Here is a 25,516-nt window from a genome sequence, read left to right on the forward strand (position 1 = left end):
AATACCCCGGTGCCAGCTTCCCTCCCCACCGTTTCCCCACCCGCCCCCCGCCGCCCGATCCGCGAACTGCCCGACGAACTGGTCAGCCAGATCGCGGCCGGCGAAGTGGTGGAACGCCCCGCCTCGGTGGTGCGCGAACTCACCGACAACGCGCTGGACGCCGGCGCCACCCAGGTCACGGTGCGGCTGCTGGCCGGCGGCGTGCGGCTGATCTCGGTGGAGGACGACGGCAGCGGCATCCCGCGCGAGGAACTGCCGATCGCGCTGCGGCGCCATGCCACCAGCAAGATCGGCTCGCTGCAGGACCTGGAGTCGGTGGGCACGATGGGGTTTCGCGGCGAGGCGCTGGCGGCGATCGGCTCGGTGGCCGAACTGACGCTGCTGTCACGCTGCGCCGGCCAGGCCAGTGCCTTCGCGCTGGACGCCCGCAGCGGCGAGCTGCGGCCGGCGGCGCGCGCCATCGGCACCAGCGTGGAAGTGAAGGAACTGTTCTTCAGCACGCCGGCGCGCCGCAAGTTCCTCAAGAGCGACGCCACCGAGCTGGCCCATTGCATCGAGGCGGTGCGCCGCCACGCACTGGCGCGCCCGGACGTCGGCTTCGCGATCTGGCACGAGGGCCGGCTGGTGGAACAGTGGCGGCCGGCCACGCGCGAGCAGCGGCTGGCCGACGTGCTCGGGGACGAACTGATCGACCAGGGCGTCGCGGTGGAATACAGCGCCGGGCCGATCCGGGTCAGCGGCCGCGCCGGCATCCCCGACCTGGCGCGGGCCCGGGCCGACCACCAGTTCGCCTACGTCAACGGCCGCTACGTGCGCGACAAGGTGATCACGCACGCGGCGCGCAGCGCCTACGAGGACGTGCTGCACGGCCAGCGCCAGCCGGTCTACGCGCTGTACGTGGAGATCGACCCGGCCCGCGTCGACGTCAACGTGCACCCCACCAAGATCGAGGTGCGCTTTCGCGACAGCCGCGAGGTGCACCAGGCCGTGCGCCATGCGGTGGAATACGCGCTGGCCGCGCCCAGGGCTGCCTTGGCGCTCCAGCAGGAACAGCCGCCAGCGAGGGAAGACGGCTTGCCGGCGTCGGCGACGTGGCAGCAGCCGGCGATGAATTTCGCGCCGGAGATCGGCAACCGCGTCTCCGATCTCGCGGCGCTGTGGAACGCCAACCCTTCCGTTCGCCCGGAGCCCGTCGAAGGGCTGGCGGGGGCTTCGACCCTTCGACAGGCTCAGGACAGGCCAAGCCCAGGGCGAACGGCTTTACCTGATGACGCGATTTCTCCCCTGCCCGCCGGCGCCTGGCCGCTCGGCCGCGCGATCGCGCAGCTCCAGGGCATCTACATCCTGGCCGAAAACCAGCAGGGCCTGGTGATCGTCGACATGCATGCGGCGCACGAGCGCATCGTCTACGAACGGCTCAAGCTGCAGATGGACACCGACCGGATCGCCAGCCAGCCGCTGCTGATCCCGGCCACCTTCGCCGCCACGCCACAGGAGATCGCCACCGTGGAAGCCTGCACGCAGGCGCTGGCCGCGCTCGGGCTGGAGATCACGCCCTTTTCGGCGAAGACGCTGGCGGTGCGCGCGGTGCCCACCAGCCTGGCGCAGGGCGACGCGGTGGAACTGGCGCGCAGCGTGCTGGCCGAACTGGCGCAGCACGACGCCAGCACGGTGGTCGAGCGCGCCCGCAACGAGCTGCTCGGCACCATGGCCTGCCACGGCGCGGTGCGCGCCAACCGCAAGCTCACGCTGGAGGAGATGAACGCCCTGCTGCGCCAGATGGAGCAGACCGAGCGCTCCGACCAGTGCAACCACGGCCGCCCCACCTGGCGCCAGCTCTCCGTGCGCGAGCTCGACGCGCTGTTCATGCGCGGCCGCTGAGGCTGGCGCTTCACGCCAAAGCTGTCATGCCGGGCCGCGACGCGGCACCAGACGCTTGTGCGCCGACGACCCCGTCGATCAGCGAGACGCATCCATGCTCCTTGATGACGGTATTGGCATTCGTTGCGTCTGGGTCCCGGGTCAAGCTGGGGACGACAATGCCTGGACGACACGCTCGAATGACAATCGCTGAACTTTCCGCCCCGCCGGCCGCTCCGACCCTGGCATGAAACGCTGGATCCTGTTCCTGGCGGCCGCCCTGGCCGCCCTGCTCACCCTGGGCTGTGCCACCCTGGACGAGCACGAGCGGGCCTGGATCTTCCAGCCCAGCGACCGGGCCTGGGGCGGCAGCGCCGCGCTGGCCCAGGACATGGACGACGTCTGGATCGATTTCAGCTCGAAGGTGACCGACGCGCCGGCCCGGCTGCACGGACTCTGGCTGGCGGCCGACGGACCGCACGCGGCGCGGGCCCCGGTGCTGCTCTATCTGCACGGCGCCCGCTGGAACGTGGAAGGCTCGGCGCCGCGCATCCGCCGCATGCAGGAACTGGGCTTCTCGGTGCTGGCCATCGATTACCGCGGCTTCGGCAAGAGCACCGCCGGCCTGCCGTCGGAGGCGACCGCCTACGAGGACGCGCGGGCCGCCTGGGACTGGCTGGCCGCCAGGTACCCGCGGCGCGACCGCTACATCTTCGGCCACTCGCTGGGCGGCGCCATCGCCATCGACCTGGCGGCCCAGGTGGACGACGAGCGCGGCACCATCGTCGAAGGCACCTTCAGCTCGATCCCGGACGTCGCCGGCACCATGAAGTGGGGCTGGCTGCAGGGCTCGTGGCTGCCGGCCGCGCTGATCACGCAGCGCTTCGAGTCGATCAAGAAGGTGGCGAAGATCCATTCGCCGCTGCTGGTCGTGCACGGAGAAAACGACAACCTGATCGCCAGCGCGCTGGGCCGAAAACTCTACGACGCAGCGCAGGGCCGCAAGCAGTTCCTGCTGGTGGCGGGCGGCTCGCATTTCAGCACGATGTCGCTCGGCCAGGCGCAATACCGCCAGGCACTGGCTCAGCTGTTCAGCCTGCACTGACGCAGGGCTGACAGTGCCCATGCGCTGTCGAGGCGCCGTCCTACAAACCGATGTCGTCGTGCCGCGTTGGGAGAGAGCCGGATTGTCGGCGTCAGGAGAAATCCCCCATGAAGAAGACTTTGATCGCTATCGCTGCCACGGCCCTGTTCGGCCTGTCCACCTTCGCTTCGGCCCAGAGCCCGGCCACGACGGCGCCTGCAGCCACCACCGCCCCGGCAGCCAGCGCCGGCGACCTGGCCGGCACCAAGGACGACGCCAAGGCCCTGAAGAAGTCGGCCGACGCGACCTACAAGGATGCCAAGAAGGCCTGCAAGCCGATGAAGGGCGCCGAGGAAAAGGCCTGCATGAACGACGCCAAGCTGGCCCACGAAAAGGCAGAAGCCAAGGCCAAGGGCATCCATGAAATGGCCGAAGCCAAGACCGACAAGGAAAAGGCCAAGGTCATGGACAAGTACAACAAGGAACTGTCCAAGGCCGACAAGAAGTACGCCAAGAAGTCCTGAGGCGCGAGCGCCCCCGGCACGCCGCGCTAGCCGCGGCGCCGGATGCCGCCGCCCAGCGGCGTGTAGCGCAGCACCTTGCTCAGGCCCTCGCGCCCGCTGGCGGCGCGGGCGGCCAGCGCGGTGGCGCCCAGCGCGCCCAGCGCCTGCACCACCATCGAGCGGCGGCGGCGGGTCGCCAGCCACAGCCCGATGCCGGCGCCCAGCACGATCCAGTGCTCGCCCGGAAAGCCGGGACGGGCATCGTCATATTCCTTGATCTTCTTCAGTGTCGAAATCGCGTCGCCCATGTGCTGTCCTCGTGCTGATGTGTCACCGGCCATCGTACGGACCGCACGCGGGCGCCCGCGTAGGAGGTGGCCCTCTCCGGGCAAAAAAACGGCCGGGCAAGCCCGGCCGTCAAAGGCTGTGGCACCGCTGCCTTCAGTGCCTGCCACTTTCCCGGAGAACGCCCTTGAGGTCGCCGCTCTTCTTTTCGGCCTTGCCGGCCTGTTCGCGCGCGTGGCCCTTGACCTCCTGTTCCTTGCTGCCGATCAGCTTGCCGGCCTGTTCCTGGACCTCGCCGGCCGCTTCCTTGACGCTACCCTTGACTTGCTGCTTGTTCATCTGTGTTCCTTCGAACTGGTTGACATGAATCCAAGTTAGGACCGGGCCGCCGGCCAGGGAGCCGGCAAGCCTCCTGTCCGCTCGTCGTCAACCTCCTACAGGGCCTGTCGCGCGGCCGCGGCGTGCTGTTCTGCTACCCTTTAGCGATGCCCGTCGCGCCACCCGCCCCCGCCTCCGGCCGCATCGCGGCCGGCGCTGCGCGCGTGCTGGCGCTGGCCGGCCCGACCGCCTCCGGCAAGAGCGCGGCGGCGCTGGCGATCGCGCGCCGCCAGCCGTGCGAGATCATCAGCGTCGATTCGGCGCTGGTGTACCGCGGCATGGACATCGGCACCGCCAAGCCCAGCGCCGCCGAACGCGCGGCGGTGCCGCACCACCTGATCGACATCCGCGATCCGCTGCAGGCCTACAGCGCCGCCGACTTCGTGGCCGATGCCACGGCGCTGGTGGCGCAGATCAACGCCCGCGGCAAGCTGGCGCTGCTGGTGGGCGGGACCATGCTGTACTTCAAGGCGCTGTTCGAGGGCCTGGACGCGATGCCGCCGGCAGACGCCAGCGTGCGCGACGAGCTGGAGGCGGAGGCGGCGATCAACGGCTGGCCGGCCATGCACGCGGCGCTGTCGCACGTGGACCCCGTCACCGCCGCGCGGCTGGCGCCCAACGACGCGCAGCGGATCCAGCGCGCGCTGGAGGTGTTCCGCATCAGCGGCCGGCCGCTGTCCAGTTTCCACGTGGCGCGCCAGCACAAGACCGGGCGCGGCCTGGCGGCTCCCCTGCTCTCGCTGGAACCGCAGGAGCGCAGCTGGCTGCATGCGCGGATCGCGGACCGCTTCGACGCGATGCTGGCGGCGGGCTTCCTGGACGAAGTGATGGCGCTGCGGGCGCGCGGCGACCTGGACCCGGGCCTGCCCAGCATGCGCTGCGTCGGCTACCGGCAGGCGTGGGAGCTGCTGGACGCGCAGGCGGCGCAGGGCGGCGAGTTCCCGCTGGACGAACTGCGCCAGCGCGGCATCTTCGCCACCCGCCAGCTGGCCAAGCGCCAGCTCACCTGGCTGCGCGGCATGCCGCAGCGGCAGGTGATCGCCTGCGATGCGCCGGATGCGCTGCAGCAGGTGCTGGACGCGGCGGCGCAGGCGCAATGAGCCTGGTCGTGCGCCAGCTGGCCAAACGCTACGGCGAGTCCGTGGTGTTTCGCAACGTCTCGCTGGAAGTGGGCGCCGGCGAGTTCGTCGCCATCGTCGGCGAATCGGGCGTGGGCAAGTCCACGCTGCTCAACTGCCTGGCCGGCCTGGACACGTGGGACGAAGGCAGCGTCGCGGTGGACGGCGTCGACCTGGCGACGCTGGACGACGAGGCCCGGGCGCTGCTGCGGCGCCGGCGCATCGGCTTCGTGTTCCAGGCCTTCCACGTGCTGCCGCACCTGGACGTGGCGCAGAACGTCGGGCTGCCGCTGATGCTGCTGGGGCAGCCTGACCCGGTGCGGGTGGAACGGATGCTCGATGCGGTCGGCCTGGCGGGCCTGGGCCCGCGGCTGCCGCAGCAGCTCAGCGGCGGCCAGCTGCAGCGGGTGGCGATCGCGCGGGCCCTGGTGCACCAGCCGGCCTTCCTGCTGGCCGACGAGCCGACCGGCAACCTCGACCCGGCCACCGCCCTGCGCGTCATGGACGTGCTGCTGGCGCAGACCCGCGAGCATCGCGCGTCGCTGGTGCTGGTCACGCATTCGGTGGCGGCCGCCGCGCGCGCCGACCGCGTGCTGCATCTCACCAGCGAAGGCATCCGGCCCGACTAGGCGCAAGCGGCGGGTCAGCGGCGCACAATTCCCCATGGCAACCAGAAAACCGACATCCTTCCCGGCGCCCGCCGCAAGCGATGCGCCGCTCTCCTCCACCGTCCCGGCGCCCTCCTCGCTGCGGCTCGAATCCCTGCTGCTGACGGCCGCGCGCATCGGCACCTTCGACGGCAAGCGGGGCCTGACCAACGCCAGCGGTTTCTTCTTCGAGCGGGCCGACCGGCTGTTCCTGGTGACCAGCCGCCACGTGATGATCGACGAGCCGAGCAAGCATTTTCCCGACCGCATCGAGATCGAACTGCACATGGACGAAGAGAACCTGGCGGCCTCCACCGGGTTCTCGATGCCGCTGTACCGCGACGGCAAGAGCCTGTGGCGCCAGGGCAAGGACAAGTCCGGCGAGATCGACGTCGCGGTGCTGGAGATCGAGCGCGACGCGCTGCCCCGGACCGCGCTGTACCGCGCCTTCACGCCGCGCCACCTGCACGAGGCCAGCGAGCCGGTGGAGCTGGGCACCTCGCTGCTGATCGTCGGCTTTCCGCTGGGCTTCCACGACACGCTGCACCACATGCCGGTCGCGCGGCACGCGGTCAACGCCTCGTCCTTCGGCCTGCGCTTCGGCGGCGAGGGCTATTTCCTCACCGACGCACGGACCCACCGCGGCACCAGCGGGTCGCCGGTGGTGATGCGCATGGCCGCCGCGCAAGCCGGCCACGGCGACCTGCCCTGGCGGCTGCTGGGCGTGCACTCGGCGCGGCTGGACGTGGGCACGCGCGACCTGAAGCTGGACGAAGCGCTGGGCCTGAACTGCGCCTGGTACGCGGACATCCTGCTGACGCTGACCGAGCGCTAGCTGACCTGTCGTGCCGGACCTGCTGCGGGATGGCAGGAGTCGGCAATGGACTACATGGCCCGGCGCGCCGCTGAGGCAGGATGCACGCACCCCATCCTCGGAGACGACAATGAACCTGATCCCCCACCTCGGCCCGATCGCATCGCTGATCGCCGGCATCCTGATCCTGATCATGCCGCGCCTGCTCAATTACATCGTCGCGATCTACCTGATCCTGATCGGCCTGCTGGGGTTGATGGGCACGCGCTAGTCCCCTTCACTGCGGCCGCCGGCAAGGCCGCCGCGGGCCAGGCAATTCTTGAACGCCCAGGACCATCCGCAGCGCAGTCACTGCGCCGCAGCGGCCCACAGCATCGTGATGCCGGCGGCCAGCAGCAGGCCGTCCATCAGCAGGCGGAAACGCGCGGCGTCGACCTGGCGCACGAAGTGCTTGGCAATGAAGGAGCCGGCCACCAGCGAGCTGCCGACGATCGCGCCCTTGCCCACCGTCTCCACCGGCAACGCCCCCAGGCTGCGGAAGGCGACGGCCTTGGCGACGAACACCGCCAGCGAGCCCAGCGCCTCGGTCCCCAGGTAGGCGCCCTTGACCAGCCCGTAGGCCAGGAAGAAGGGCGCGTTGATCGGGCCGGTGGTGGCGACGATGCCGGTGAGGTAGCCGATCGCCGCGCCGGCCGCGGCCAGGTGCCACAACCCCAGCCTGAAGTCCTGCGCCGCGAACCAGCGCCGCGCCGGGATCATCGCAATGAAGAGCAGCCCCAGCATCGCTTCCACGCCGCGCGCCGGCAGCACCAGCAGCGTCGCCGCACCCAGCGCCGCCGCCGGCACCGCAGTGGCGCTGTAGGCGGCGACGGCGCGCCAGTCGATCTCGCGCCACCAGGCGGCCACGCGCGAGGCGTTGGCCATGATCGACGCCACCGCCATGATCGGCACCGCCTCGCGCGGGCCGAACACCAGCACCAGCGCCGGCATCAGCATGATCGAGGTGCCGAAGCCGACCACGCCGCCCAGCGTGCCGGCCACCAGGCCCAGGATCAGGACGAGCGTGTAATCCACGCCGCCGATGATGCCTCAGGCCTTGAAGCGGGGACAAGGACGCAGAAGACGCAGAAACAACGCAGAACACGCAAAAGAACAGCCGATCGAAAATGATTCAACCCATTGGTCTTTTCTGCGTCTTCTGCGTTGCTTGTGTGAATTCTGCGTCCGGCTGTCTGCTTCCTGGAACCGCCGTCAAGTCACCGGCGCCGGGTTGAACAGCACCAGGGCGTTGTGCAGCTTCCAGCGCTCGGCCCAGGTCTGCTTGCGGCCGCTGGCGACGTCCAGCATCAGGCGGAACAGCTCCCAGCCCACCTCCTCGATCGTCGCGTCGCCGTCGGCGATGGCGCCGGCGTTGACGTCCATCAGGTCGTGCCAGCGGCGCGCCAGGTCGCTGCGCGTCGCCACCTTGATCACCGGCACTTCGGCCAGCCCGTAGGGCGTGCCGCGCCCGGTGGTGAACACGTGCAGGTTCATGCCGGCGGCCAGCTGCAGCGTGCCGCAGATGAAATCGCTGGCCGGGGTGGCGGCGTAGGTCAGCCCCTTCTGCCGCAGCTTCTCGCCGGGCGCCAGCACGCCGGTGATCGGCGACGAACCGGACTTGACGATCGAGCCCATCGCCTTCTCCACGATGTTGGACAGCCCGCCCTTCTTGTTGCCGGGCGTGGTGTTGGCGCTGCGGTCGACGCTGCCGCGCTGCAGGTAGGCGTCGTACCACGCCATCTCGCGGATCATCGCCGCCGCCACCTCCGGCGTGGCGGCGCGCGAGGTGAGCTGGTCGATGCCGTCGCGCACCTCGGTGGTTTCCGAGAACATCACGCTGGCGCCGGCGCGCACCAGCAGGTCGGTGCAAAAGCCCACCGCCGGATTGGCCGTGACGCCGGAAAAGGCATCGCTGCCGCCGCACTGCACGCCGACCACCAGCTCGCTGGCCGGCACCGTCTCGCGGGTGCGGGCGTTCAGCCGCTCCAGGTGCTCCTGCGCCTGCCGCATGATGGAGTCGACCATCGACATGAAACCCACATGGGCGTCGTCCTGCAGGCAGACCACGTCCAGCTTGCTGTCGGCATTGACGCCGACATCCGCCACGTTGCGCTCGTCGATCAGCGGGATGGTCCCCGGCGGCATCAGCCGCTCGGGCTGCAGCTTCTCGCAGCCCAGGCTCACCACCATCACCTCGCCGCCGAAGTTCGGGTTCAGGCTGATGTTGCGCAGGGTGCGGATCGGGATCACGGCGTCGGGCGCGTCGATCGCCACGCCGCAGCCGTAGCCGTGCTCCAGCGCCACCACGTCGTCGACGTTGGGGAACATGGGCAGCAGTTCCGCCTTGATGCGCTGCACCGCGAAGTCGGTGACGCCGGCCACGCACTGCACCGTCTGCGTGATCGCCAGGATGTTGCGGGTGCCGACCGAGCCGTCCGGGTTGCGGAAGCCCTCGAAGGTGTAGCCCTGCAGCGGCGGCTGCGGCTCGGGCCTGACGGTGGCGATCGGCAGCCGCTCCAGGCTGCGGGCAGCGGGCATCGCCAGCAGCCGCTCGTGCACCCAGCTGCCGGCCGCGATGGGCTTGAGGGCAGACCCGATGGTCACGTTGTAGCGGCGCACGGCATCGCCCTGGGCCAGGTCGGCCAGCGCCACCTTGTGGCCCTGCGGCACGTGCTCGCGCAGCGTCAGGCCCGAGGGGAACACGGTGCCGGGCGGCAGGCCGCCGTCGTTGGCGACGATGGCGACGTTGTCGGCCGGGTGCATGGTGATGTACAGCGGCGCTCGGGCGGCGATTTGCATGGCGGTCTTTCTACGCTGGAGCGGTGGACTGCCGCTCGATGATGTGGAAGCCGACATCGACGATCGGCTGGTCGATGGTCTTGCCGGCGCAGCGGTCGATGATCAGTTGCGCGGCGATGCGGCCGATGCCGGCGCCGTCGATGTGCACGGTGGTCAGCGACGGCTGCAGGTGGGCGGAAAAATCCGCGTCGCCGAAGCCGCACACCGCCAGGTCCTGCGGAATGCGCAGGCCGCGCGACTGCGCCTCGATCATCAGTCCCTGGGCGAAACCGTCGGAGCTGCAGTAGACGGCGCGCAGCTGCGGGTCTTTCTCCAGCAGCTGCGCCATCGCGCGCCGGCCCCACTCGACGCTGCTGGGCGCGGGCACGATCGCGGTGGGCACCGCGCGCCCGATCGCGGCCAGGAAGCCGTCGTGCCGCATCATCGCGCGGTGGTCGTCGCCGGTGGCGATGCCAACCCGCTGCCAGCCGCGCGACAGGAAGAAGCCGGCCACCGCGCTGCCGACCTTGACGTGCGAGAAGCCCACCATCATGTCGACCGGCCGGTCGCTCAGGTCCCAGGTCTCCACCACCGGAATGCCCAGCCGGCTGAGCTGCTCGCGCGCCTGCTGCGAATGGACCAGGCCGGTGATCACGATGCCGTCGGGCCGCCGGCTCAGCATGGTGTTGAGCAGCTTCTCCTCGCGCGAATGGTCGTAGCCGCTCTGGCCCAGGATCAACTGGTAGCCGGCGGCGTCCAGGGTCTCGGTCAGTGCCTTGACCGTCGGCAGGAACTGCGGCACCGAGATGGTGGGCACCAGGCCCGCCACCATCAGGCTGCGCCTGGACTTCAGGCCACCGGCCAGCAGGTTGGGGATGTAGCCGGTGGCGGCGACCGCCTGCTGCACGCGCTCGATGGTCTTGTCCGAGACCAGGCCCGGGTTGGTCAGGGCCCGCGACGCCGTGATCAGCGACACGCCCGCCTCCCGGGCCACGTCGTGCAAGGTGGCGGCTTTGGCGGGCTGGGGGGTGGGGCTGGACATTTTTCTGGATGGCTTGACGGCCGTGAATGACAACGTTACCATAGCCGCGAATCGATTGCCAGCGGTATGGATCCGGCGCTTAGACTGGCCTCGCCGGTGTGGGCAAAGCGCCAGGCGGCCCCGGCCTCACCGCCACCCGACCGATGCAGGCGCCGCCAAATGATAACGTTGTCATCCAGGAGATCCACTTGAAGAATTCCAGCACCACAGGCCTCACCCGGCGCGCCGCGCTCGTCACCCTGGCGGCCGCCGGGGCCGGCGGCCTGCAGGCAGCGCAGCCCGCGGGCAGCAAGGTCGACTTCGGCGGCAAACCGCTGCGGATCATCGTCCCCTTCACCGCCGGCGGATCCTCGGACATCATCGCCCGCGCCATCGCGCAGCCGCTGGGCGAGGCGCTGGGCACCACCGTGATCGTCGACAACAAGGTCGGCGCCAACGGCAACATCGGCGCCGACTTCGTCGCCAAGGCGCCGGCCGACGGCTCCACCCTGCTGCTGTGCGACGTGCGCGCGCTGGCCATCAGCCCCTCGTTCTACAAGCTGCCGTTCAATCCGGCCAGGGACCTGCAGGGCGTCGCGATGCTCGCGTATTCGCCGCACCTGCTGGTGGTCCATCCCTCGGTGCCGGTGAACAACCTCAAGGAGCTGGTGGAGCTGTCGAAGAAGAAGCACCTGACCTTCGCCGTCACCGCGCTGGGCAGCGCGCCGCACCTGGCCGGCGTGCAGATCGCCGAGCGCACCGGCGCCAAGTGGTCGTTCGTGCCCTACAAGGGCGGCTCGCAGGCGATCAACGACACCATGGCCGGCACCACCGACGTGCTGATGAACGGGATGCTGGCGACGCTGCCGTTCGTGCAGGCCAAGCGCCTGAAGATCCTGGCCGTGTCCAAGCTCACGCGGGTCGCGCTGCTGCCGGATGTGCCGACCATCGCCGAGACGCTGCCCGGCTTCGAGTCCGGCACCTGGCAGGGCGTGCTGGCGCCGGCGGGCATGCCGCCGGCGGTGCTGTCGAAGATCTCGTCCGAGCTGCTGCGCATCATCCGCCTGCCCGCCGTGCGCGAGCAGCTGGTGGCGCAGGGCGCGGAAGTCTCCACCATGCCGCCGGCGGAGATCACCAGGTTCGTGGACACCGAGATCAGGCACTGGCAGGCGGTGGTGACCAAGGCCGGCCTCAAGCTCGAATGATGGACAAGATCTCGCGCGTCAGGGTTTCCTCCTGCTACCTGCCGCTGGCCCACCCGATCAGCGACGCCAAGGTCCTGACCGGCCGGCAAAAGCCGATGACCGAGATCGCGATGCTGTTCGCCGAGATCGAGACGGCGGACGGCCACGGCGGCCTGGGCTTCAGCTACTCCAAGCGCGCCGGCGGCCCGGGCCAGTTCGCCCATGCGAAGGAGATCGCGCCGGTTCTTGTCGGCGAGGATCCGAGCGACATTTCCAGGCTGTGGGACAAGCTGTGCTGGGCCGGCGCCTCGGTCGGCCGCAGCGGCATGGCGACCCAGGCCATCGGCGCCTTCGACGTCGCGTTGTGGGACCTGAAGGCGAAACGCGCCGGCCTGTCGCTGGCCAAGCTGCTGGGCACCCACCGCGATTCGGTGCGCTGCTACAACACCTCCGGCGGCTTCCTGCACACGCCGATCGAGCAGCTGAAGGCCAACGCCGCGGCGTCGATCGCGCGCGGCATCGGCGGCATCAAGCTCAAGGTCGGCCAGCCCGATGGCGCACTGGATATCCAGCGGGTGGAAGCAGTGCGCACGCACCTGGGCGACGCCGTGCCGATCATGGTGGACGCCAACCAGCAATGGGACCGGCCGACCGCGCAGCGCATGTGCCGCATCTTCGAGCAGTTCAACCTGGTCTGGATCGAGGAGCCGCTGGACGCCTACGACCACGAAGGCCACGCCGCGCTCGCGCTGCAGTTCGACACGCCGATCGCCACCGGCGAGATGCTGACCAGCGCCGCCGAGCACGCCGACCTGATCCGCCATCGCGCCGCCGACTACCTGATGCCCGATGCGCCGCGGGTGGGCGGCATCACGCCGTTCCTGAAGGTCGCCGCGCTGGCCGAACACGCCGGCCTGATGCTGGCGCCGCACTTCGCGATGGAGCTTCACATCCACCTGGCCGCGGCCTATCCGCGCGAGCCCTGGGTCGAGCACTTCGAATGGCTGGAGCCGCTGTTCGACGAGCGCATCGAGATCCGGGACGGCCGGATGCTGGTGCCGACCCGGCCCGGCCTGGGCCTGACCCTTTCCGGGCAAGCCCGCGGCTGGACCCGCGAGCAGTTTTCGTTTCCCTCCTGATGGATCCCACCATGACCACCCCGCAAGAACTCAAGAAGATCATCTCGTACGGCCTGCTGTCCTTTCCGCTGACCGACTTCGACAGCCAGCTGCAGTTCGCACCCAGGCCCTACGCCGACCGGCTCGAGTGGCTGCTGCCCTACGGCGCCACCGCGCTGTTCGCCGCCGGCGGCACCGGCGAGTTCTTCTCGCTGGAGCCGCAGGAATACGGCCAGGTGGTCAAGACCGCCGTGGACACCTGCAAGGGCCGGATGCCGATCATCGCCGGCACCGGCGGCGGCACCACGCTGGCCATCAAGTACGCGCAGGAGGCCGAGCGCCTGGGCGCCCAGGGCGTGCTGCTGCTGCCGCACTACCTGACCGAAGCGACGCAGGACGGCCTGGTCGCCCACGTCGAGGCGGTCTGCAAGAGCGTGCAGTTCGGCGTCATCGTCTACAACCGCGGCGCCTGCCGGCTGACGCCGGCCTCGCTGGTGAAGCTGGCCGACCGCTGCCCCAACCTGATCGGCTTCAAGGACGGCGTCGGCGACATCGAATCCTTCGTCGCCATCCAGCGCCGCATGGGCGATCGCTTCGCCTACCTGGGCGGGCTGCCGACGGCGGAAGTGTTCGCCGGCGCCTACCAGGCGATGGGCTGCCCGGTGTATTCGTCGGCGGTGTTCAACTTCATCCCGAAGACGGCGATGGAGTTCTACAACGCCCACCACGCCCGCGACACGGCGACGACCAACCGCCTGCTGGACCAATTCTTCCTGCCCCTGATCGCGCTGCGCAACCAGGGCCAGGGCTACGCGGTGAGCATGGTCAAGGCCGGCGCCACGCTGGTCGGCCACGGCGCCGGGCCGGTGCGCCCGCCGCTGTCGGAGCTCAAGCCGGCCGAGGTCGACCAGCTGGCGCAACTGATTTCCAAACTCGGCGCGCAGTAACAGCGCCACCACAGGAGACTCCGATGAAAAAGATCTTGATCGCCGCGTCGCTGGCGCTTGCCTCGATGGCGACTCTGGCCCAGGCCTGGCCCACCGCCAAGCCGATCACGCTGGTCGTCCCGTTCCCGCCGGGCGGCTCCACCGACCTGATCGCCCGCATGCTGGCCAGCAAGCTGCCGGAAAAGCTGGGCGCGGGCAACGCCATCGTCGACAACAAGGCCGGCGCCACCGGCACCATCGGCGCGTCCCAGGTGGCGCGCGCGCCGGCCGACGGCTACACGCTCCTGGTGTCCTCGCTCGGCCCCTTCGTGATCGCACCGCACCTGTTCAAGGTGCCCTACGACGCGCTCAAGGACCTGGACCCGATCTCGATCGCGGTGCAGGCGCCCAACGTGCTGGTGGTGCCCACTGTTTCGGCCCACAAGACGATGGCCGACGTGATCGCCTACGAGAAGGCGAACCCGGGCAAGATGACCTTCGCCTCCTCGGGCAACGGCAGCAGCGACCACCTGACGGCCGAACTGTTCTGGCTGCAGACCGGCACCAGCGGCATCCACGTGCCCTACAAGGGCGGCGGCCCGGTGATGACCGACCTGCTGGGCAACCAGGTGGATTCGTCCTTCATGAACATCAACACCGCGCTGCCCCAGATCCAGGCCGGCAAGCTGCGGGCGCTGGCCATCACCAGCGAGAAGCGCTCGCCGCTGCTGCCCAGCGTGCCGACCATGGAAGAAAGCGGAATCAAGGGCGCCAACGTGCAGTCCTGGCAGGCCATCGCCGGCCCCAAGGGACTGCCGGCCGACGTCAAGCGCAAGCTCAACGCCGCCATCGTCGCCGCCCTCAACGACCCGGCCGTCAAGCCCAAGCTGCTGGAACTCGGCTTCGAGATCGTGGCCGACACGCCGGAGCACTTCGCGGCCTACCAGGCCTCCGAATACGCGCGCTGGGGCAAGCTGATCGCCTCCCGCCACATCAAGGCCGACTGAGCATGCGGCGCCGCGTCCTCGCCAGCGCCGCCGTCGCCCTGCTCGCCTGCGGGGTCGCGCAGGCGCAGCCGGCCGCCTTTCCGACCAGGCCGGTGACGCTGGTCGTGCCCTTTCCGCCCGGCGGCGGCACGGACACCGGCGCCCGCATCGTGGCGCAGAAGCTGGCCGCGAAGTGGGGTCAGCCGGTGCTGGTGGAGAACCGCGGCGGCGCGGCCGGCCAGATCGGCGCCGATGTGGTGGCCAAGGCCCGCCCGGACGGCTACACGCTGCTGGTGGGCAACATCGGCACCCAGTCGATCAACCCGGCTCTGTACAAGAAACTGAACTACGACCCGGACAGCGCATTCGCCCCGATCTCGCTGATCGCCGAACTGCCGCTGGCCATGATGGTCAATCCGCAGGTGCCGGCCAGGACGCCGGCCGAATTCATCGCGCTGGCCAAGCGCCAGCCCGGCAAGCTCACCTACAGCAGCTCCGGCGCCGGCGGCGGCCCGCACCTGGCGGCCGAGATGTTCAAGGAATCCACCGGCACCTACATCCTGCACGTGCCCTACCGCGGCGGCGGCCCGGCCATCGGCGACCTGCTCGCCGGCCACGTGCAGCTGTCGTTCATGACCGTGCTGGAAGCCAGCGGCCACGTCAAGGCCGGCAAGCTGCGGGCGCTGGCGGTGACCAGCGACAAGCGGGTCGGCGCCCTGCCGGACGTGCCGACGCTGGCCGAGACGGTCATCCCGGGCTTCAACTCGATCTCGTGGATCGGCCTGCTGGCGCCTGCCGCGACGCCAAAGGAGCTGGTGGAGAAGATCGCCGCCGACCTGCGCGAGGTGCTGGCTGCCGACGACGTCAAGGGCCGGCTCACCGAGCTGGGCGCGATCCCGATGGCCATGACGCCGGCGCAGTTCGGCGCGCTGATCGACAGCGACCGCAAGCGCTACACGCGCATCATCAAGGAGCGTGGCATCACGCTCGACTGAGGAATACCTGGCCATGGCCGCATCGTCCACTCCCACCATCACCGCGCTGCGGGTGATCCCCGTCGCCGGCCGCGACTCCATGCTGCTGAACCTGAGCGGCGCGCACGGCCCCTTCTTCACCCGCAACCTGCTGCTGCTCACCGACAGCGCCGGCCGCACCGGCGTCGGCGAAGTGCCGGGCGGCGAGAAGATCCGCCGGACGCTGGAAGACGCCGGCGCCCTGGTGGTCGGCCAGCCGATCGGCAACCACCAGCAGGTGCTGCAGCGCATGCACAGGCAGTTCGCCGACCGCGACAGCGGCGGCCGCGGCCAGCAGACCTTCGACCTGCGCACCACCATCCACGCGGTCACCGCGGTGGAGTCGGCCTTCCTGGACCTGCTCGGGCAGTTCCTCGGGCTGCCGGTCGCGGCCCTGCTGGGCGAGGGCCAGCAGCGCGATGCGGTGGAGATGCTCGGCTACCTGTTCTACGTCGGCGACAAGGGCAAGACCGACCTGCCCTATGCCAGCGACCCCGATGCGGACAGCGACTGGTTCCGGCTGCGCCACGAGAAGGCGATGACGCCGCAGGCGGTGGTCAAGCTGGCCGAGGCCGCCTACGCGCGCTACGGGTTCAACGACTTCAAGCTCAAGGGCGGCGCGCTGCGGGCCGAGGAAGAGACCGAGGCCGTCAGGGCATTGCACGAGCGCTTCCCGAAGGCGCGCGTCACGCTGGACCCCAACGGCGGCTGGCTGCTCAAGGACGCGATCCGGCTGATGCGCGACATGCAGGGCGTGGTCGCCTACGCGGAAGACCCGTGCGGCGCCGAGGATGGCTTCTCCGGCCGCGAGGTGATGGCGGAATTCCGCCGCGCCACCGGCCTGCCGACCGCCACCAACATGGTCGCCACCGACTGGCGCCAGCTGACGCACGCGCTGTCGCTGCAGTCGGTGGACATCCCGCTGGCGGACCCGCATTTCTGGACCATGGCCGGCTCGGTGCGGGTGGCGCAGACCTGCCGCGACTGGGGCCTGACCTGGGGCTCGCATTCCAACAACCACTTCGACGTGTCGCTGGCGATGTTCACCCACGTCGCCGCCGCCGCGCCGGGCCGGGTGACGGCCATCGACACCCACTGGATCTGGCAGGACGGCCAGCGCCTGACGAACGAGCCGCTGCAGATCGTCGGCGGCCTGGTGCAGGTGCCCAAGCAGCCGGGGCTCGGCGTCGAGCTCGACATGGTCGAAGTGGAGAAGGCGCACCAGCTGTACCAGCAGCACGGCCTCGGTGCGCGCGACGACGCGATGGCGATGCAGTTCCTCATCCCCGGCTGGAAGTTCGATCCGAAGCGGCCGGCACTGGACCGATAACATCGCAGGATGAACCCCACCCCTTACAGCGCCTTTCCGGTCAACAGCTTCAAGCAGCGCCTGCGCGAGCAGCAGCGCCTGATCGGCTGCTGGTGCTCGCTGGCCAACCCGATCACCACCGAGGTGCTGGGGCTGGCCGGCTTCGACTGGCTGCTGCTGGACGCGGAGCATTCGCCCAACGACGTGCTCACGCTGATCCCGCAGCTGATGGCGCTCAAGGACAGCGCCAGCGCGCCGGTGGTGCGGCCGCCGGCCAACGAGCCGGTGATCATCAAGCGCCTGCTCGATGCCGGCTTCCACAACTTCCTGATCCCGTTCGTGGAGACCGCCCAGGCCGCGCGCGACGCGGTCGCCGCTACCCGCTATCCGCCGCAGGGCATCCGCGGCGTGGCGATGGTGCAGCGGAACAACCGTTACGGCAGCGTGCCGGATTACTTCAGGATCGCCAACGACAACATGACGGTGCTGGTGCAGATCGAGAGCCGGGCCGGGATCGACGCGGTGGCGCAGATCGCGGCGGTCGATGGCGTGGACGGCGTGTTCGTCGGCCCCTCGGACCTGGCCGCGGCGCTGGGCCACATCGGCAATCCCGGCCATCCCGAGGTGCAGGCGGCGATCATCCGGCTGTTTGCCGCCATCCGGGCCCAGGGCAAGCCGATCGGCATCCTGACCCCGGTGGAGGCCGACGCCCGCCGCTACCTGGAGCAGGGCGCCAGCTTCGTCGCGGTCGGCAACGACATCGGCCTGTTCCGGGCCCAGACCCAGGCGCTGGCCGATCGCTTTCTCGCCTGATCACTCCTTGGGCGCGCCGGAATCGCGCACGATGGCCTCGTAGCGCTTGATCTCCGACAGCGAGAACCTGGCGAAGCTGTCGGAGCTGCCGCCGCCGATCTCGGCGCCGATGGCCTGCAGCCGGGCGCGGATCTCGGGATTCTTCAGCAGCGTGTTGAATTCCCGGCTCAGGCGCGCCACCACGTCGGCCGGCGCATTGGCCGGCAGCATCACGCCGTACCAGGCCGAGGCGATCATCGGCACGCCCGCTTCCTTGAAGGTCGGCACGTCCGGCAGCACGTCCAGCCGGGTCTCGGACGCCACGGCCAGCGCGCGCAGGCTGCCGCCCTTGATGCTGCCGAGCGAGCCGGTGTCGATCATCATGTCGATGTGGCCGGCCATCAGGTCGGCCGCGGCCGGGCCGCTGCCCTTGTAGGGGACGTGCACGATGTCGATCGCCGCCGACTTCTTGAACTGCGCGCCGGCCAGGTGCTGCGACGAGCCGATGCCGGCCGAGCCGTAGGTGTACTTGTTGGGGTTGGCGCGCGCGGCGGCGACGATGTCCTTGATGCTGTGCCAGGGCGACTTGGCCGGCACCACCATCACGTTGGGGATCGAGACCAGCAGCGTGACCGGGGTGAAGTCCTTGGCCGGATCGAAGCCCTGCCGCGCGAACAGGTGCGGGCCGGCCGCGTTGGTGGAACTGGTGGCCAGCAGGATCGAGTAGCCGTCGGGGCTGTCGTGCACGAAGGACTGGGTGCCGATGTTGCCGCCCGCGCCGCCCTTGTTCTCCACCACCACCGGCACGCCCATGGCCTGCGACAGCGGCTGGGCCAGGATCCGCGCCACCTGGTCGGTCGCGCCGCCGGCGGGCCACGGCACCACGAACTTGATCGGGCGCGACGGATAGCCGTCCGCCATCGCCAGCCCGCAGGCCAGGGCCAGGGCCAGGGCCAGGAAGCCGGTCTTCAGGGAGCTTGTCAATCGCATCGTTGTTCTTTCATGAGGTTGGAGGCACGCCAGTTTGCACGCGCCGGGCCCCGGAGTGTCCCATCCCGCGGGCCGCCCCGCCAGCACGCCGGCCTGTGTACAGTGGACGGACACTAGGAGTCATCATGGCCATTCCCCATGCCCAGCCCGGCGACGTGATCGACGTGCGGCCACTCGGCCCCAAGCTGGCCGAAGCCCGCTCCCACGCGCTGTTCAAGTCGGCCGACCTCGAGGTGATCCGACTGGTCCTGCAACGCGACGAACGGATGCCGCCGCACGCGGTGCCCGGCGAGATCACGCTGCAGTGCATCGAGGGGCGGATCGCGTTCACCTGCGAAGCCGGCGAGCGCGAGCTGGCCGCCGGGGAGCTGGTGCACTCGGCCGGCGACGAGATCCACGGCTTGCACGCCCTGGAGGATTCGTCGCTGCTGCTGACGATCGCGTTGAAGGCTGCGCCGGCGTCCTGACGTCCTGCGGTCATCCTGGCCGGGTGGCAGTGTGCTCACCTTTGATCCAGATCAAGTCCCTGGCCGGCTGAGCTTCCTACGATAGGTGCATTCCAAATGCATCTTCTAGAGAGGTTCCCATGCCCGTTGAAACCAGCCCCCGCATCGACGTCCGAGCCATCCCGCCGCGCGAGCGCCATCCGCTGATCTTCTCCACCTTCAACGCCCTGGCGGACGGCCAGGCGATGGAACTGGTCAACGACCACGACCCCAGGCCGCTGTACTTCGCCTTCCAGGCGCAGTCGCCCGGCGGGTTCGGCTGGGACTACCTCGAGCAGGGCCCGGACACCTGGCGCGTGGCGATCACCAGGCGCAAGGCGGCCGCCAGCGACGGCCGCTGCTGCGGCGCATGCGGCGGCGGCGCGTGACCCTTCGTTCCCTTTCCCGAACTCCCTTCGAAACACCCCAATCATGAAAAACAACAAGATGCTGTGGCGCTGGCTCGCCTTCGTCTTCGTGCTGTCGTTCGGCGCGCTCGGTTACCTCGGGCTGCAGATCTACCTGACGGCGCCTCCCATTCCCAAGGCCGTCGTCACCACCGGCGGCGAGGTGCTGTTCACCGGCGAGCAGGTGCAGCTTGGCCAGCAGGTCTGGCTGGCCAGCGGCGGCCAGCAGCAGGGCAGTGTCTGGGGCCACGGCGCCTACGTCGCGCCCGACTGGTCGGCCGACTGGCTGCACCGCGAAGCGGTTGCGCTGCAGGCCGTGCGCGCCGGCAAGGACGTGGCCACCCTGACGGCCTCCGAGCGCGGCGCCGTCGACGCCGCCCTCAAGGAGGAAATGCGCCGCAACACCTATGACGAAACCACCGGCGCCATCACCGTCTCGGCCCAGCGTGCCCAGGCGATCCGCAGCGTGGCACGCCACTACGCGGGCCTGTTCGGCGACGACGCAGCACTGGACAAGCTGCGCGACCAGTACGCCATGCGCGGCAACCTGCTGCCCGATCCCGCCGATCGCGCGGCGCTGACCGCCTTCTTCTTCTGGACCTCGTGGGCCGCGAGCACCGACCGCCCCGGCGAAGAGAATCTCTCGTACACCAGCAACTGGCCCTACGAGCCGCTGGTGGGCAACAAGATGACCGATTCGGCCGCCATCTGGTCGATGGTCAGCATCGTGCTGCTGCTGGGCGCCATCGCCGCCATGCTGTGGCTGCACGGCGGCAGCAAGCACGAGCCGCAGGCCCAGCCGCCCCAGGCCGACCCGCTGCTGGGCGCCGTCGCCACGCCGTCGATGCTGGCCACCCGCAAGTACTTCTTCGCCGTCATCGGCCTGATGCTGCTGCAGATCGGCATGGGCGTGGTCACCGCCCACTACGCGGTCGAGGGCGGTTCGTTCTTCGGCATTCCGCTGGCGCAGGTCCTGCCCTATGTGGTGAGCCGCACGGTCCACACCCAGATCGGCATCTTCTGGATCGCCACCGCGTGGCTGGCCACCGGCCTGTTCGTCGCGCCGCTGCTGTCGGGGAAAGAGCCGAAGCTGCAGAAGCTGGGCGTCGACCTGCTGTTCTGGGCGCTGATCGCCATCGTGGTCGGCTCCACCGTCACCGGCTGGCTCGGCACGCTGCAGCACCAGGGCGTGAACTTCAGCTTCTGGCTCGGCAACCAGGGCCTGGAATACACCAGCATGGGCCGCGTCTGGCAGATCCTGCTGTTCGTCGGCCTGCTGTTCTGGGTGTTCCTGCTCGGGCGGGCGCTGTGGCCGGCGCTGAAGCGGCCGTCGGAGACCCGCGGCCTGATCGCGATGGTGTTCCTGTCGGCCACCTGCATCGGCGGCTTCTACGCGACCTCGCTGGCGTGGGGCCAGCACACCCACTATTCGATGGTGGAGTACTGGCGCTGGTGGCTGGTCCACCTCTGGGTGGAAGGCTTCTTCGAGGTCTTCGCCACCGCCGTCGTCGCCCTGATCTTCACCAACCTGGGCCTGGTGCGCGCCAGCAGCGCCAACCGCGCGATCATCGCCGAGACCATCGTGTTCCTGTTCGGCGGCATCCTGGGCACGCTGCACCACCTGTACTTCACGGGCACGCCCACTTCGGTGATCGCCGTCGGCGCCGTGTTCTCCGCGCTGGAAGTGGTGCCGCTGACCCTGATCGGGCTGGAAGCGCTGCAGACCTGGAAGCGCTCGCAGGAGATGCCGTGGCTGGCCGCCTGGAAGTGGCCCGTGATGTGCTTCGTCGCGGTCGGCTTCTGGAACACGGTCGGCGCCGGGCTGCTGGGCTTCGCGATCAACCCGCCGGCATCGCTGTACTACGTGCAGGGGCTGAACATGACGGCAGCCCATGGCCACGCCGCGCTGTTCGGCGTGTACGGCATGCTGGGCATCGGCCTGATGCTGTTCTGCCTGCGCACGCTGTACCCGCGCCACCTGCACGCCGACAAGCTGCTGGCGCCGGCCTACTGGGGCATGAACGTCGGGCTGGCGATGATGGTCTTCCTGTCGCTGCTGCCGGCCGGCATCTACCAGGCCTGGGCCAGCGTCAGCAAGGGACTCTGGTACGCGCGTTCGGCCGAGATCATCCACTCGCCGGTGATGCAGGCCCTGGTCTGGCTGCGGGTGCCGGGCGACATCCTGTTCGCCATCGGCGCGCTGTTCCTGGCCCTGTATGCCTTCCGCCTGCTCGGATGGGGCAGGAGCCGGGCCAGCGCCATCGCGGGGACCGCCGCTGCCGCCTGAGCGCCATGAAGCTCACCGCCTTCACCGACTACAGCCTGCGGGTGCTGGTCTACCTGGCCGCCCGGCCCGGGCGACGGGCCACCATCGCCGAGATCGCGGCGGCATTCGACGTCTCGGAGAACCACCTGACCAAGGTCGTGCATTTCCTGGGCAAGGCCGGCTGGCTGGCCAACGCCCGCGGCAAGGGCGGCGGGCTGGCGCTGGGCGAGCCGCCGGAGGCGATCGGCGTCGGCGCGGTGGTCCGCCGCACCGAAGGCGAGGCGGTGGTGGCGGAGTGCTTCGCCGAGGACGGCAACTGCTGCATCGCGCCCGTGTGCCGCCTGCGCCGCGTGCTGGGCGAGGCGGTCGAAGCCTTCTACGCGGTGCTCGATCGCTACACGCTGGCCGACCTGGTACGCAACCGGCAGCAGCTGGCCGCCATCCTGTTCGCCGGGCGTAACGCATGAACACAGAGCCATTCCCCTATCGCGGGCCGCCGCAGCTGCAGCCGGCGATCCTCGCCGCGCTGCGCCGCGTGGTGGACCCGGAAGTGGCGATGAACATCGTCGACGTCGGCCTGGTCTACGGCGTCAGCGTCGCCGACGGCGTCGCCAGGGTCGAAGTGACCATGACCTCCGCCGCCTGCCCGGTCGCGGATGTGATCGTCGACGACATCGAAACCCAGCTCGATCGCGCGCTGCCGCCGGAGCTCAAGATCCAGGTCGACCTGGTCTGGGAGCCGCCATGGACCACCGCGCGCATGAGCGAGAGCGCCCGGCGCTTCATGGGATGGTGATCGCCGCGCGCGCGCTGGTGCTGGCGACGGCGCTGCTGTCGCTGGCGGCCGGCATCGCCGGCGGGCTGCTGCGGGCCGGGGTCATGTTGCCGGCCGGCGGCGGCGCCGACTGGCTGGCACAGGCGGCGCTGGCCCACGCGGCGCTGATGATCTGCGGCTTCATGGGCACCGTGATCGGCGTCGAGCGCGCCGTCGCCGTCAGGTTGCGCTGGGCGTTGCTGGCGCCGCTGGGCTCCGGGCTCGCAGGCCTGGCCCTGCTGGCCGGCCGGCCGGCGGCGGGCGGCTGGCTGCTGGTGGGCGCGTCCATGCTGTTCGTCGCCGTCAACATCCAGCTGCTGCTGCGCCAGCGCGCCGCCCACACCGCGCTGCTGCTGGGTGGCGCGCTGGCCTGGCTGGCAGGCAACCTGGCCTTTGCGGGCGGCGGCGCCAGCCTTGCCGCGCTGCCCTGGTGGTTCGCCTTCCTGGTGCTGACCGTCGCCGCCGAGCGGCTGGAAATGACGCGGCTGATGCGGCGCCGGCCCGGCGTGCAGCTGGCGCTGGAACTGGTGCTGGCGGCGCTGGCAGCGGGTGCGGCGCTCTCGGCCTTCGCGCCCCGCGCCGGCGGCGTGCTGTACGGCGCCGCGTTGTTCGCGCTGGCGGCATGGCTGGCCGCCTTCGACATCGCGCGGCGCACGGTGCGCGCCGGCGGCCTGGCCCGCTACATGGCGCTGTGCCTGCTGGGCGGCTATGCCTGGCTGGCCGTCGCCGGTGCCGCCTGGGCCGCGACCGCGCTCGGGCTGCCGTTGCGCGACGTGGCGCTGCACGCGCTGGGCCTGGGCTTCATCGTCAGCATGATGATGGGCCACGCGCCGGTGATCCTGCCGGCGGTGGCGCGCGTCAAGCTGCAGTTCGGCAATGCCTTCTATGTTCCGCTGGCGGCGCTGCACCTGTCGCTGCTGCTGCGGCTGGGCGCCGGCTGGAACGACATGGCGTTGCGCGCAATCGGCGCATCATTGAATGCCGTCGCCATCGCCCTGTTCGCCGCCACGGTGGCGGGCGCGGCGCTGGCCTGGCGTCATCGGCACGGCCCGGGGCGGGCCAGGGAGAACCGTTCATGAGCACCATCATCCGCATCGAGGAGCCGGCCCGCGCCGCCGCCGGGCCGCCGCGTTTCGCGCTGTGGCAACTGGGTTTCCGCCCGTTCTATCTGCTGGCCAGCGTGTTCGCCGCGCTGTCGATCCCGCTGTGGGCGCTGCAGTTTTCCGGCTGGCTGGGCCGGCCCTATCTGGACGGGCCGCTGTGGCACGCGCACGAGATGCTGTTCGGCTTCATCCTGGCGGTGATCGTCGGCTTCCTGCTGACCGCGGGCCGCAACTGGGCCAACCGGCCGACGCTGGCCGGCGCCCCGCTGGCGGCGCTGGCGCTGCTCTGGGTGGCGGGCCGGGTGCTGGTGCTGACTCCCTTCGGCTGGAGCGCGGCGATCGCCAACGCCGCCTTCCCGCTGGCGGCGGCGGTCGCGCTGGCGATCCCCTTCGTCGCCGCCGGCAACCGCCGCAACTACTTCTTCGTCGGGCTGCTGGTGCTGCTGTCGGCGGCCGAACTGCTGGTGCACCTGGACAAGCTCGGCGTGCTCAAGGTACCCGGCTGGGTCGGCATCCAGGTGGCGCTGGACGCAGTGCTGTTCATCATGGCGGTGATGGGCGGCCGCGTGATCCCGATGTTCACCAACAACGGCGTGCCCGGTGCGAACGCAACCCGCCGGCCGCTGCTGGAGCAGGCGGCGCTGGGCCTGACGCTGGCGCTGCTGGCCGCCGACGCCGCGCAACTGCAGGGACTGCCGCTGGCGCTGCTGGCGGTCGCGGCCGGCGCCGCGCACTTGGCGCGCTGGTCGCTCTGGCAGCCATGGAAGACCGGCCGCGCGCCGCTGGTGTGGGTGCTGCATGTCGCCTATCTGTGGATTCCGGTGCACCTGGTGCTGCGCGCGCTGGCGCAGCCGGGCTGGGTTGCGCCCTCGCTGGCGGTCCACGCGCTGTCGGTCGGCGCCGCCGGCGGGCTGATCATCGGCATGATGGCGCGCACCGCCCGCGGCCACACCGGCCGGCCGCTGGTGGCGGACCGCTGGGACGTGGCCTGCTTCGCGCTGGTGATCGCCGCCGCGCTGGTGCGCGTGGGGGTGCCGCTGGCGGCGCCGGCATTCATCGTCCACGCGGTGCTGTGCTCGGCCGCCCTGTGGTCCGCGGGCTTCGGCCTGTACGCGCTGCGCTACTGGCCGGTGCTGACCCGCGCGCGGCTGGACGGCAAGCCGGGCTGAGCATGGACTACGTCGCCCTCAAGACGGTGCACCAGGCCGCGGTTGCCCTTTCAATCGCCGGCTTCTTCGCCCGCGGCCTCGGCTCGCTGCTGGGCGCGGCCTGGGTCGGCAGCAGGCCGGCCAAGACGCTGCCGCACGTCGTCGATACGGTGCTGCTGGCATCCGCGCTGCTGCTGGCCTGGACGCTGCGGCTCAACCCGATGCAGGCGCCGTGGCTGCTGGCCAAGATCGCCGGCCTGCTGGGGTACATCGCGCTGGGGATGGTGGCGCTCAAGCCCGGACGGCCGGCGCCGGTGCGCGCCGTCGCCTGGGTCGGCGCGCTCGTCACCTTCGGCTGGATCGTCTCGGTGGCGATCACCAAGGATCCGCGCGGCTTCTTCGCCTGACGGCTGCGCCGTCACCTTTCTGCGGTCCACCGCGTCTAACG

General features: G+C 70.3%; 28 protein-coding genes. 22 read left to right on the forward strand and 6 right to left on the reverse strand.

The features are described 5' to 3' along the window. Nucleotides 1-9: 9 nt before the first annotated feature. From mutL to ACFPOE_RS10030, 3 genes are all read left to right on the forward strand, one after another. Entirely contained in the window at nucleotides 10-1,881 is a 1,872-nt protein-coding gene (mutL, locus tag ACFPOE_RS10020; protein WP_376849939.1) for a DNA mismatch repair endonuclease MutL, read from the forward strand. Nucleotides 1,882-2,107: 226 nt separating this feature from the next. Further along, nucleotides 2,108-2,965 carry an alpha/beta hydrolase gene (locus tag ACFPOE_RS10025; RefSeq protein WP_376849940.1) on the forward strand — a complete coding sequence of 286 codons (858 nt, stop codon included), beginning with the start codon at nucleotides 2,108-2,110 and terminating at the stop codon, nucleotides 2,963-2,965. 107 nt (nucleotides 2,966-3,072) lie between these two features. After that, entirely contained in the window at nucleotides 3,073-3,468 is a 396-nt protein-coding gene (locus tag ACFPOE_RS10030; protein ID WP_376849941.1) for a cell envelope biogenesis protein TolA, read from the forward strand. A gap of 26 nt (nucleotides 3,469-3,494) precedes the next feature. Here the strand turns inward: ACFPOE_RS10030 and ACFPOE_RS10035 are convergent, their stop codons facing one another. Together ACFPOE_RS10035 and ACFPOE_RS10040 are read right to left on the reverse strand one after the other, a co-directional pair. Next, nucleotides 3,495-3,755, reverse strand: coding sequence for a hypothetical protein (locus tag ACFPOE_RS10035; RefSeq protein ID WP_376849942.1), 261 nt, complete (start codon nucleotides 3,753-3,755; stop codon nucleotides 3,495-3,497). Between the two features lie 133 nt (nucleotides 3,756-3,888). Beyond that, on the reverse strand, nucleotides 3,889-4,071 hold the full coding sequence (locus tag ACFPOE_RS10040; RefSeq protein WP_376849943.1) for a CsbD family protein: 183 nt from the start codon (nucleotides 4,069-4,071) through the stop codon (nucleotides 3,889-3,891). Nucleotides 4,072-4,217: 146 nt separating this feature from the next. Here ACFPOE_RS10040 and miaA point away from each other — a divergent pair, with 146 nt between their 5' ends. The 4 genes from miaA to ACFPOE_RS10060 all read left to right on the forward strand — a co-directional run bounded on the left by miaA (nucleotide 4,218) and on the right by ACFPOE_RS10060 (nucleotide 6,960). Next, complete coding sequence (miaA, locus tag ACFPOE_RS10045) at nucleotides 4,218-5,210, forward strand: tRNA (adenosine(37)-N6)-dimethylallyltransferase MiaA (RefSeq protein ID WP_376849944.1); 993 nt, start codon at nucleotides 4,218-4,220, stop codon at nucleotides 5,208-5,210. Beyond that, a complete protein-coding gene (locus ACFPOE_RS10050) occupies nucleotides 5,207-5,857 on the forward strand; it encodes an ABC transporter ATP-binding protein (protein WP_376849945.1) in 651 nt (216 codons plus the stop codon). Before miaA ends, ACFPOE_RS10050 begins: the two co-directional genes overlap by 4 nt. A gap of 34 nt (nucleotides 5,858-5,891) precedes the next feature. After that, nucleotides 5,892-6,710 (forward strand): S1 family peptidase, encoded by an 819-nt coding sequence (locus ACFPOE_RS10055; protein WP_376849946.1) that lies wholly within the window; start codon nucleotides 5,892-5,894, stop codon nucleotides 6,708-6,710. A 109-nt stretch (nucleotides 6,711-6,819) separates the two neighbouring features. Further along, nucleotides 6,820-6,960, forward strand: coding sequence for a DUF3096 domain-containing protein (locus ACFPOE_RS10060; RefSeq protein ID WP_376849947.1), 141 nt, complete (start codon nucleotides 6,820-6,822; stop codon nucleotides 6,958-6,960). 77 nt (nucleotides 6,961-7,037) lie between these two features. Here the strand turns inward: ACFPOE_RS10060 and ACFPOE_RS10065 are convergent, their stop codons facing one another. From ACFPOE_RS10065 to ACFPOE_RS10075, 3 genes are all read right to left on the reverse strand, one after another. Further along, nucleotides 7,038-7,763: a sulfite exporter TauE/SafE family protein gene (locus ACFPOE_RS10065; protein WP_376849948.1), complete on the reverse strand. Its 726-nt coding sequence runs from the start codon at nucleotides 7,761-7,763 to the stop codon at nucleotides 7,038-7,040. A gap of 177 nt (nucleotides 7,764-7,940) precedes the next feature. Next, nucleotides 7,941-9,527 (reverse strand): galactarate dehydratase, encoded by a 1,587-nt coding sequence (garD, locus tag ACFPOE_RS10070; protein WP_376849949.1) that lies wholly within the window; start codon nucleotides 9,525-9,527, stop codon nucleotides 7,941-7,943. Between the two features lie 10 nt (nucleotides 9,528-9,537). Next, on the reverse strand, nucleotides 9,538-10,548 hold the full coding sequence (locus ACFPOE_RS10075; protein ID WP_376849950.1) for a LacI family DNA-binding transcriptional regulator: 1,011 nt from the start codon (nucleotides 10,546-10,548) through the stop codon (nucleotides 9,538-9,540). A gap of 188 nt (nucleotides 10,549-10,736) precedes the next feature. On the opposite strand from ACFPOE_RS10075, the gene ACFPOE_RS10080 reads away from it, so the two are divergent. Genes ACFPOE_RS10080 through garL form a run of 7 tightly spaced genes read left to right on the forward strand, consistent with a single transcriptional unit; the run spans nucleotide 10,737 to nucleotide 17,876 of the window. Next, nucleotides 10,737-11,732: a Bug family tripartite tricarboxylate transporter substrate binding protein gene (locus ACFPOE_RS10080; protein ID WP_376849951.1), complete on the forward strand. Its 996-nt coding sequence runs from the start codon at nucleotides 10,737-10,739 to the stop codon at nucleotides 11,730-11,732. Continuing rightward, complete coding sequence (locus ACFPOE_RS10085) at nucleotides 11,729-12,850, forward strand: L-talarate/galactarate dehydratase (RefSeq protein WP_376849952.1); 1,122 nt, start codon at nucleotides 11,729-11,731, stop codon at nucleotides 12,848-12,850. Before ACFPOE_RS10080 ends, ACFPOE_RS10085 begins: the two co-directional genes overlap by 4 nt. 11 nt (nucleotides 12,851-12,861) lie before the next feature. Continuing rightward, nucleotides 12,862-13,776, forward strand: coding sequence for a 5-dehydro-4-deoxyglucarate dehydratase (gene kdgD / locus ACFPOE_RS10090; RefSeq protein ID WP_376849953.1), 915 nt, complete (start codon nucleotides 12,862-12,864; stop codon nucleotides 13,774-13,776). A 23-nt stretch (nucleotides 13,777-13,799) separates the two neighbouring features. Beyond that, the gene (locus ACFPOE_RS10095; RefSeq protein WP_376849954.1) at nucleotides 13,800-14,762 is read left to right on the forward strand and encodes a Bug family tripartite tricarboxylate transporter substrate binding protein; all 963 of its coding nucleotides are present in this window, start codon (nucleotides 13,800-13,802) and stop codon (nucleotides 14,760-14,762) included. Between the two features lie 2 nt (nucleotides 14,763-14,764). Further along, a complete protein-coding gene (locus ACFPOE_RS10100; protein WP_376849955.1) occupies nucleotides 14,765-15,736 on the forward strand; it encodes a Bug family tripartite tricarboxylate transporter substrate binding protein in 972 nt (323 codons plus the stop codon). A 13-nt stretch (nucleotides 15,737-15,749) separates the two neighbouring features. After that, a complete protein-coding gene (gudD, locus tag ACFPOE_RS10105; protein WP_376849956.1) occupies nucleotides 15,750-17,084 on the forward strand; it encodes a glucarate dehydratase in 1,335 nt (444 codons plus the stop codon). 9 nt (nucleotides 17,085-17,093) lie between these two features. Next, nucleotides 17,094-17,876, forward strand: a complete 783-nt coding sequence (gene garL, locus ACFPOE_RS10110) for a 2-dehydro-3-deoxyglucarate aldolase (protein ID WP_376849957.1) — start codon at nucleotides 17,094-17,096, stop codon at nucleotides 17,874-17,876. Here garL and ACFPOE_RS10115 read toward each other — a convergent pair whose 3' ends face one another. Beyond that, entirely contained in the window at nucleotides 17,877-18,845 is a 969-nt protein-coding gene (locus ACFPOE_RS10115) for a Bug family tripartite tricarboxylate transporter substrate binding protein (RefSeq protein ID WP_376849958.1), read from the reverse strand. It abuts the gene before it with no gap. Between the two features lie 125 nt (nucleotides 18,846-18,970). Between ACFPOE_RS10115 and ACFPOE_RS10120 the strand changes: the two genes are divergently transcribed. From ACFPOE_RS10120 to ACFPOE_RS10155, 8 genes are all read left to right on the forward strand, one after another. After that, on the forward strand, nucleotides 18,971-19,312 hold the full coding sequence (locus ACFPOE_RS10120; protein ID WP_376849959.1) for a cupin domain-containing protein: 342 nt from the start codon (nucleotides 18,971-18,973) through the stop codon (nucleotides 19,310-19,312). 119 nt (nucleotides 19,313-19,431) lie between these two features. Continuing rightward, entirely contained in the window at nucleotides 19,432-19,719 is a 288-nt protein-coding gene (locus ACFPOE_RS10125) for a DUF2249 domain-containing protein (protein ID WP_376849960.1), read from the forward strand. 43 nt (nucleotides 19,720-19,762) lie between these two features. After that, on the forward strand, nucleotides 19,763-22,024 hold the full coding sequence (locus tag ACFPOE_RS10130) for a nitric-oxide reductase large subunit (protein ID WP_376849961.1): 2,262 nt from the start codon (nucleotides 19,763-19,765) through the stop codon (nucleotides 22,022-22,024). Between the two features lie 5 nt (nucleotides 22,025-22,029). After that, nucleotides 22,030-22,470, forward strand: coding sequence for an RrF2 family transcriptional regulator (locus ACFPOE_RS10135; RefSeq protein ID WP_376849962.1), 441 nt, complete (start codon nucleotides 22,030-22,032; stop codon nucleotides 22,468-22,470). After that, nucleotides 22,467-22,799, forward strand: coding sequence for a metal-sulfur cluster assembly factor (locus tag ACFPOE_RS10140; protein ID WP_376849963.1), 333 nt, complete (start codon nucleotides 22,467-22,469; stop codon nucleotides 22,797-22,799). Before ACFPOE_RS10135 ends, ACFPOE_RS10140 begins: the two co-directional genes overlap by 4 nt. Then, entirely contained in the window at nucleotides 22,748-23,896 is a 1,149-nt protein-coding gene (locus tag ACFPOE_RS10145) for a hypothetical protein (RefSeq protein WP_376849964.1), read from the forward strand. Before ACFPOE_RS10140 ends, ACFPOE_RS10145 begins: the two co-directional genes overlap by 52 nt. Further along, entirely contained in the window at nucleotides 23,893-25,089 is a 1,197-nt protein-coding gene (locus ACFPOE_RS10150) for an NnrS family protein (protein ID WP_376849965.1), read from the forward strand. The genes ACFPOE_RS10145 and ACFPOE_RS10150 overlap by 4 nt, the downstream gene beginning before the upstream one ends. A gap of 2 nt (nucleotides 25,090-25,091) precedes the next feature. Then, nucleotides 25,092-25,475 (forward strand): SirB2 family protein, encoded by a 384-nt coding sequence (locus ACFPOE_RS10155; RefSeq protein ID WP_376849966.1) that lies wholly within the window; start codon nucleotides 25,092-25,094, stop codon nucleotides 25,473-25,475. Nucleotides 25,476-25,516: the final 41 nt, after the last annotated feature.

It is taken from the genome of Caenimonas terrae, from assembly GCF_042655405.1.
In the GTDB taxonomy this organism is placed as follows: Bacteria; Pseudomonadota; Gammaproteobacteria; order Burkholderiales; family Burkholderiaceae_C; genus Ramlibacter; species Ramlibacter terrae_A.

Coding starts and splice junctions, on each gene's coding strand:
- ACFPOE_RS10025 (WP_376849940.1), top strand. CDS start 2,108: ATGAAACGCTGGATCCTGTTCCTGGCGGCCGCCCTGGCCGCCCTGCTC.
- ACFPOE_RS10030 (WP_376849941.1), top strand. CDS start 3,073: ATGAAGAAGACTTTGATCGCTATCGCTGCCACGGCCCTGTTCGGCCTG.
- ACFPOE_RS10035 (WP_376849942.1), bottom strand. CDS start 3,755: ATGGGCGACGCGATTTCGACACTGAAGAAGATCAAGGAATATGACGAT.
- ACFPOE_RS10040 (WP_376849943.1), bottom strand. CDS start 4,071: ATGAACAAGCAGCAAGTCAAGGGTAGCGTCAAGGAAGCGGCCGGCGAG.
- miaA (WP_376849944.1), top strand. CDS start 4,218: ATGCCCGTCGCGCCACCCGCCCCCGCCTCCGGCCGCATCGCGGCCGGC.
- ACFPOE_RS10050 (WP_376849945.1), top strand. CDS start 5,207: ATGAGCCTGGTCGTGCGCCAGCTGGCCAAACGCTACGGCGAGTCCGTG.
- ACFPOE_RS10055 (WP_376849946.1), top strand. CDS start 5,892: ATGGCAACCAGAAAACCGACATCCTTCCCGGCGCCCGCCGCAAGCGAT.
- ACFPOE_RS10060 (WP_376849947.1), top strand. CDS start 6,820: ATGAACCTGATCCCCCACCTCGGCCCGATCGCATCGCTGATCGCCGGC.
- garD (WP_376849949.1), bottom strand. CDS start 9,527: ATGCAAATCGCCGCCCGAGCGCCGCTGTACATCACCATGCACCCGGCC.
- ACFPOE_RS10075 (WP_376849950.1), bottom strand. CDS start 10,548: ATGTCCAGCCCCACCCCCCAGCCCGCCAAAGCCGCCACCTTGCACGAC.
- ACFPOE_RS10085 (WP_376849952.1), top strand. CDS start 11,729: ATGATGGACAAGATCTCGCGCGTCAGGGTTTCCTCCTGCTACCTGCCG.
- kdgD (WP_376849953.1), top strand. CDS start 12,862: ATGACCACCCCGCAAGAACTCAAGAAGATCATCTCGTACGGCCTGCTG.
- ACFPOE_RS10095 (WP_376849954.1), top strand. CDS start 13,800: ATGAAAAAGATCTTGATCGCCGCGTCGCTGGCGCTTGCCTCGATGGCG.
- ACFPOE_RS10100 (WP_376849955.1), top strand. CDS start 14,765: ATGCGGCGCCGCGTCCTCGCCAGCGCCGCCGTCGCCCTGCTCGCCTGC.
- gudD (WP_376849956.1), top strand. CDS start 15,750: ATGGCCGCATCGTCCACTCCCACCATCACCGCGCTGCGGGTGATCCCC.
- garL (WP_376849957.1), top strand. CDS start 17,094: ATGAACCCCACCCCTTACAGCGCCTTTCCGGTCAACAGCTTCAAGCAG.
- ACFPOE_RS10115 (WP_376849958.1), bottom strand. CDS start 18,845: ATGCGATTGACAAGCTCCCTGAAGACCGGCTTCCTGGCCCTGGCCCTG.
- ACFPOE_RS10120 (WP_376849959.1), top strand. CDS start 18,971: ATGGCCATTCCCCATGCCCAGCCCGGCGACGTGATCGACGTGCGGCCA.
- ACFPOE_RS10125 (WP_376849960.1), top strand. CDS start 19,432: ATGCCCGTTGAAACCAGCCCCCGCATCGACGTCCGAGCCATCCCGCCG.
- ACFPOE_RS10130 (WP_376849961.1), top strand. CDS start 19,763: ATGAAAAACAACAAGATGCTGTGGCGCTGGCTCGCCTTCGTCTTCGTG.
- ACFPOE_RS10135 (WP_376849962.1), top strand. CDS start 22,030: ATGAAGCTCACCGCCTTCACCGACTACAGCCTGCGGGTGCTGGTCTAC.
- ACFPOE_RS10140 (WP_376849963.1), top strand. CDS start 22,467: ATGAACACAGAGCCATTCCCCTATCGCGGGCCGCCGCAGCTGCAGCCG.
- ACFPOE_RS10145 (WP_376849964.1), top strand. CDS start 22,748: ATGGACCACCGCGCGCATGAGCGAGAGCGCCCGGCGCTTCATGGGATG.
- ACFPOE_RS10150 (WP_376849965.1), top strand. CDS start 23,893: ATGAGCACCATCATCCGCATCGAGGAGCCGGCCCGCGCCGCCGCCGGG.
- ACFPOE_RS10155 (WP_376849966.1), top strand. CDS start 25,092: ATGGACTACGTCGCCCTCAAGACGGTGCACCAGGCCGCGGTTGCCCTT.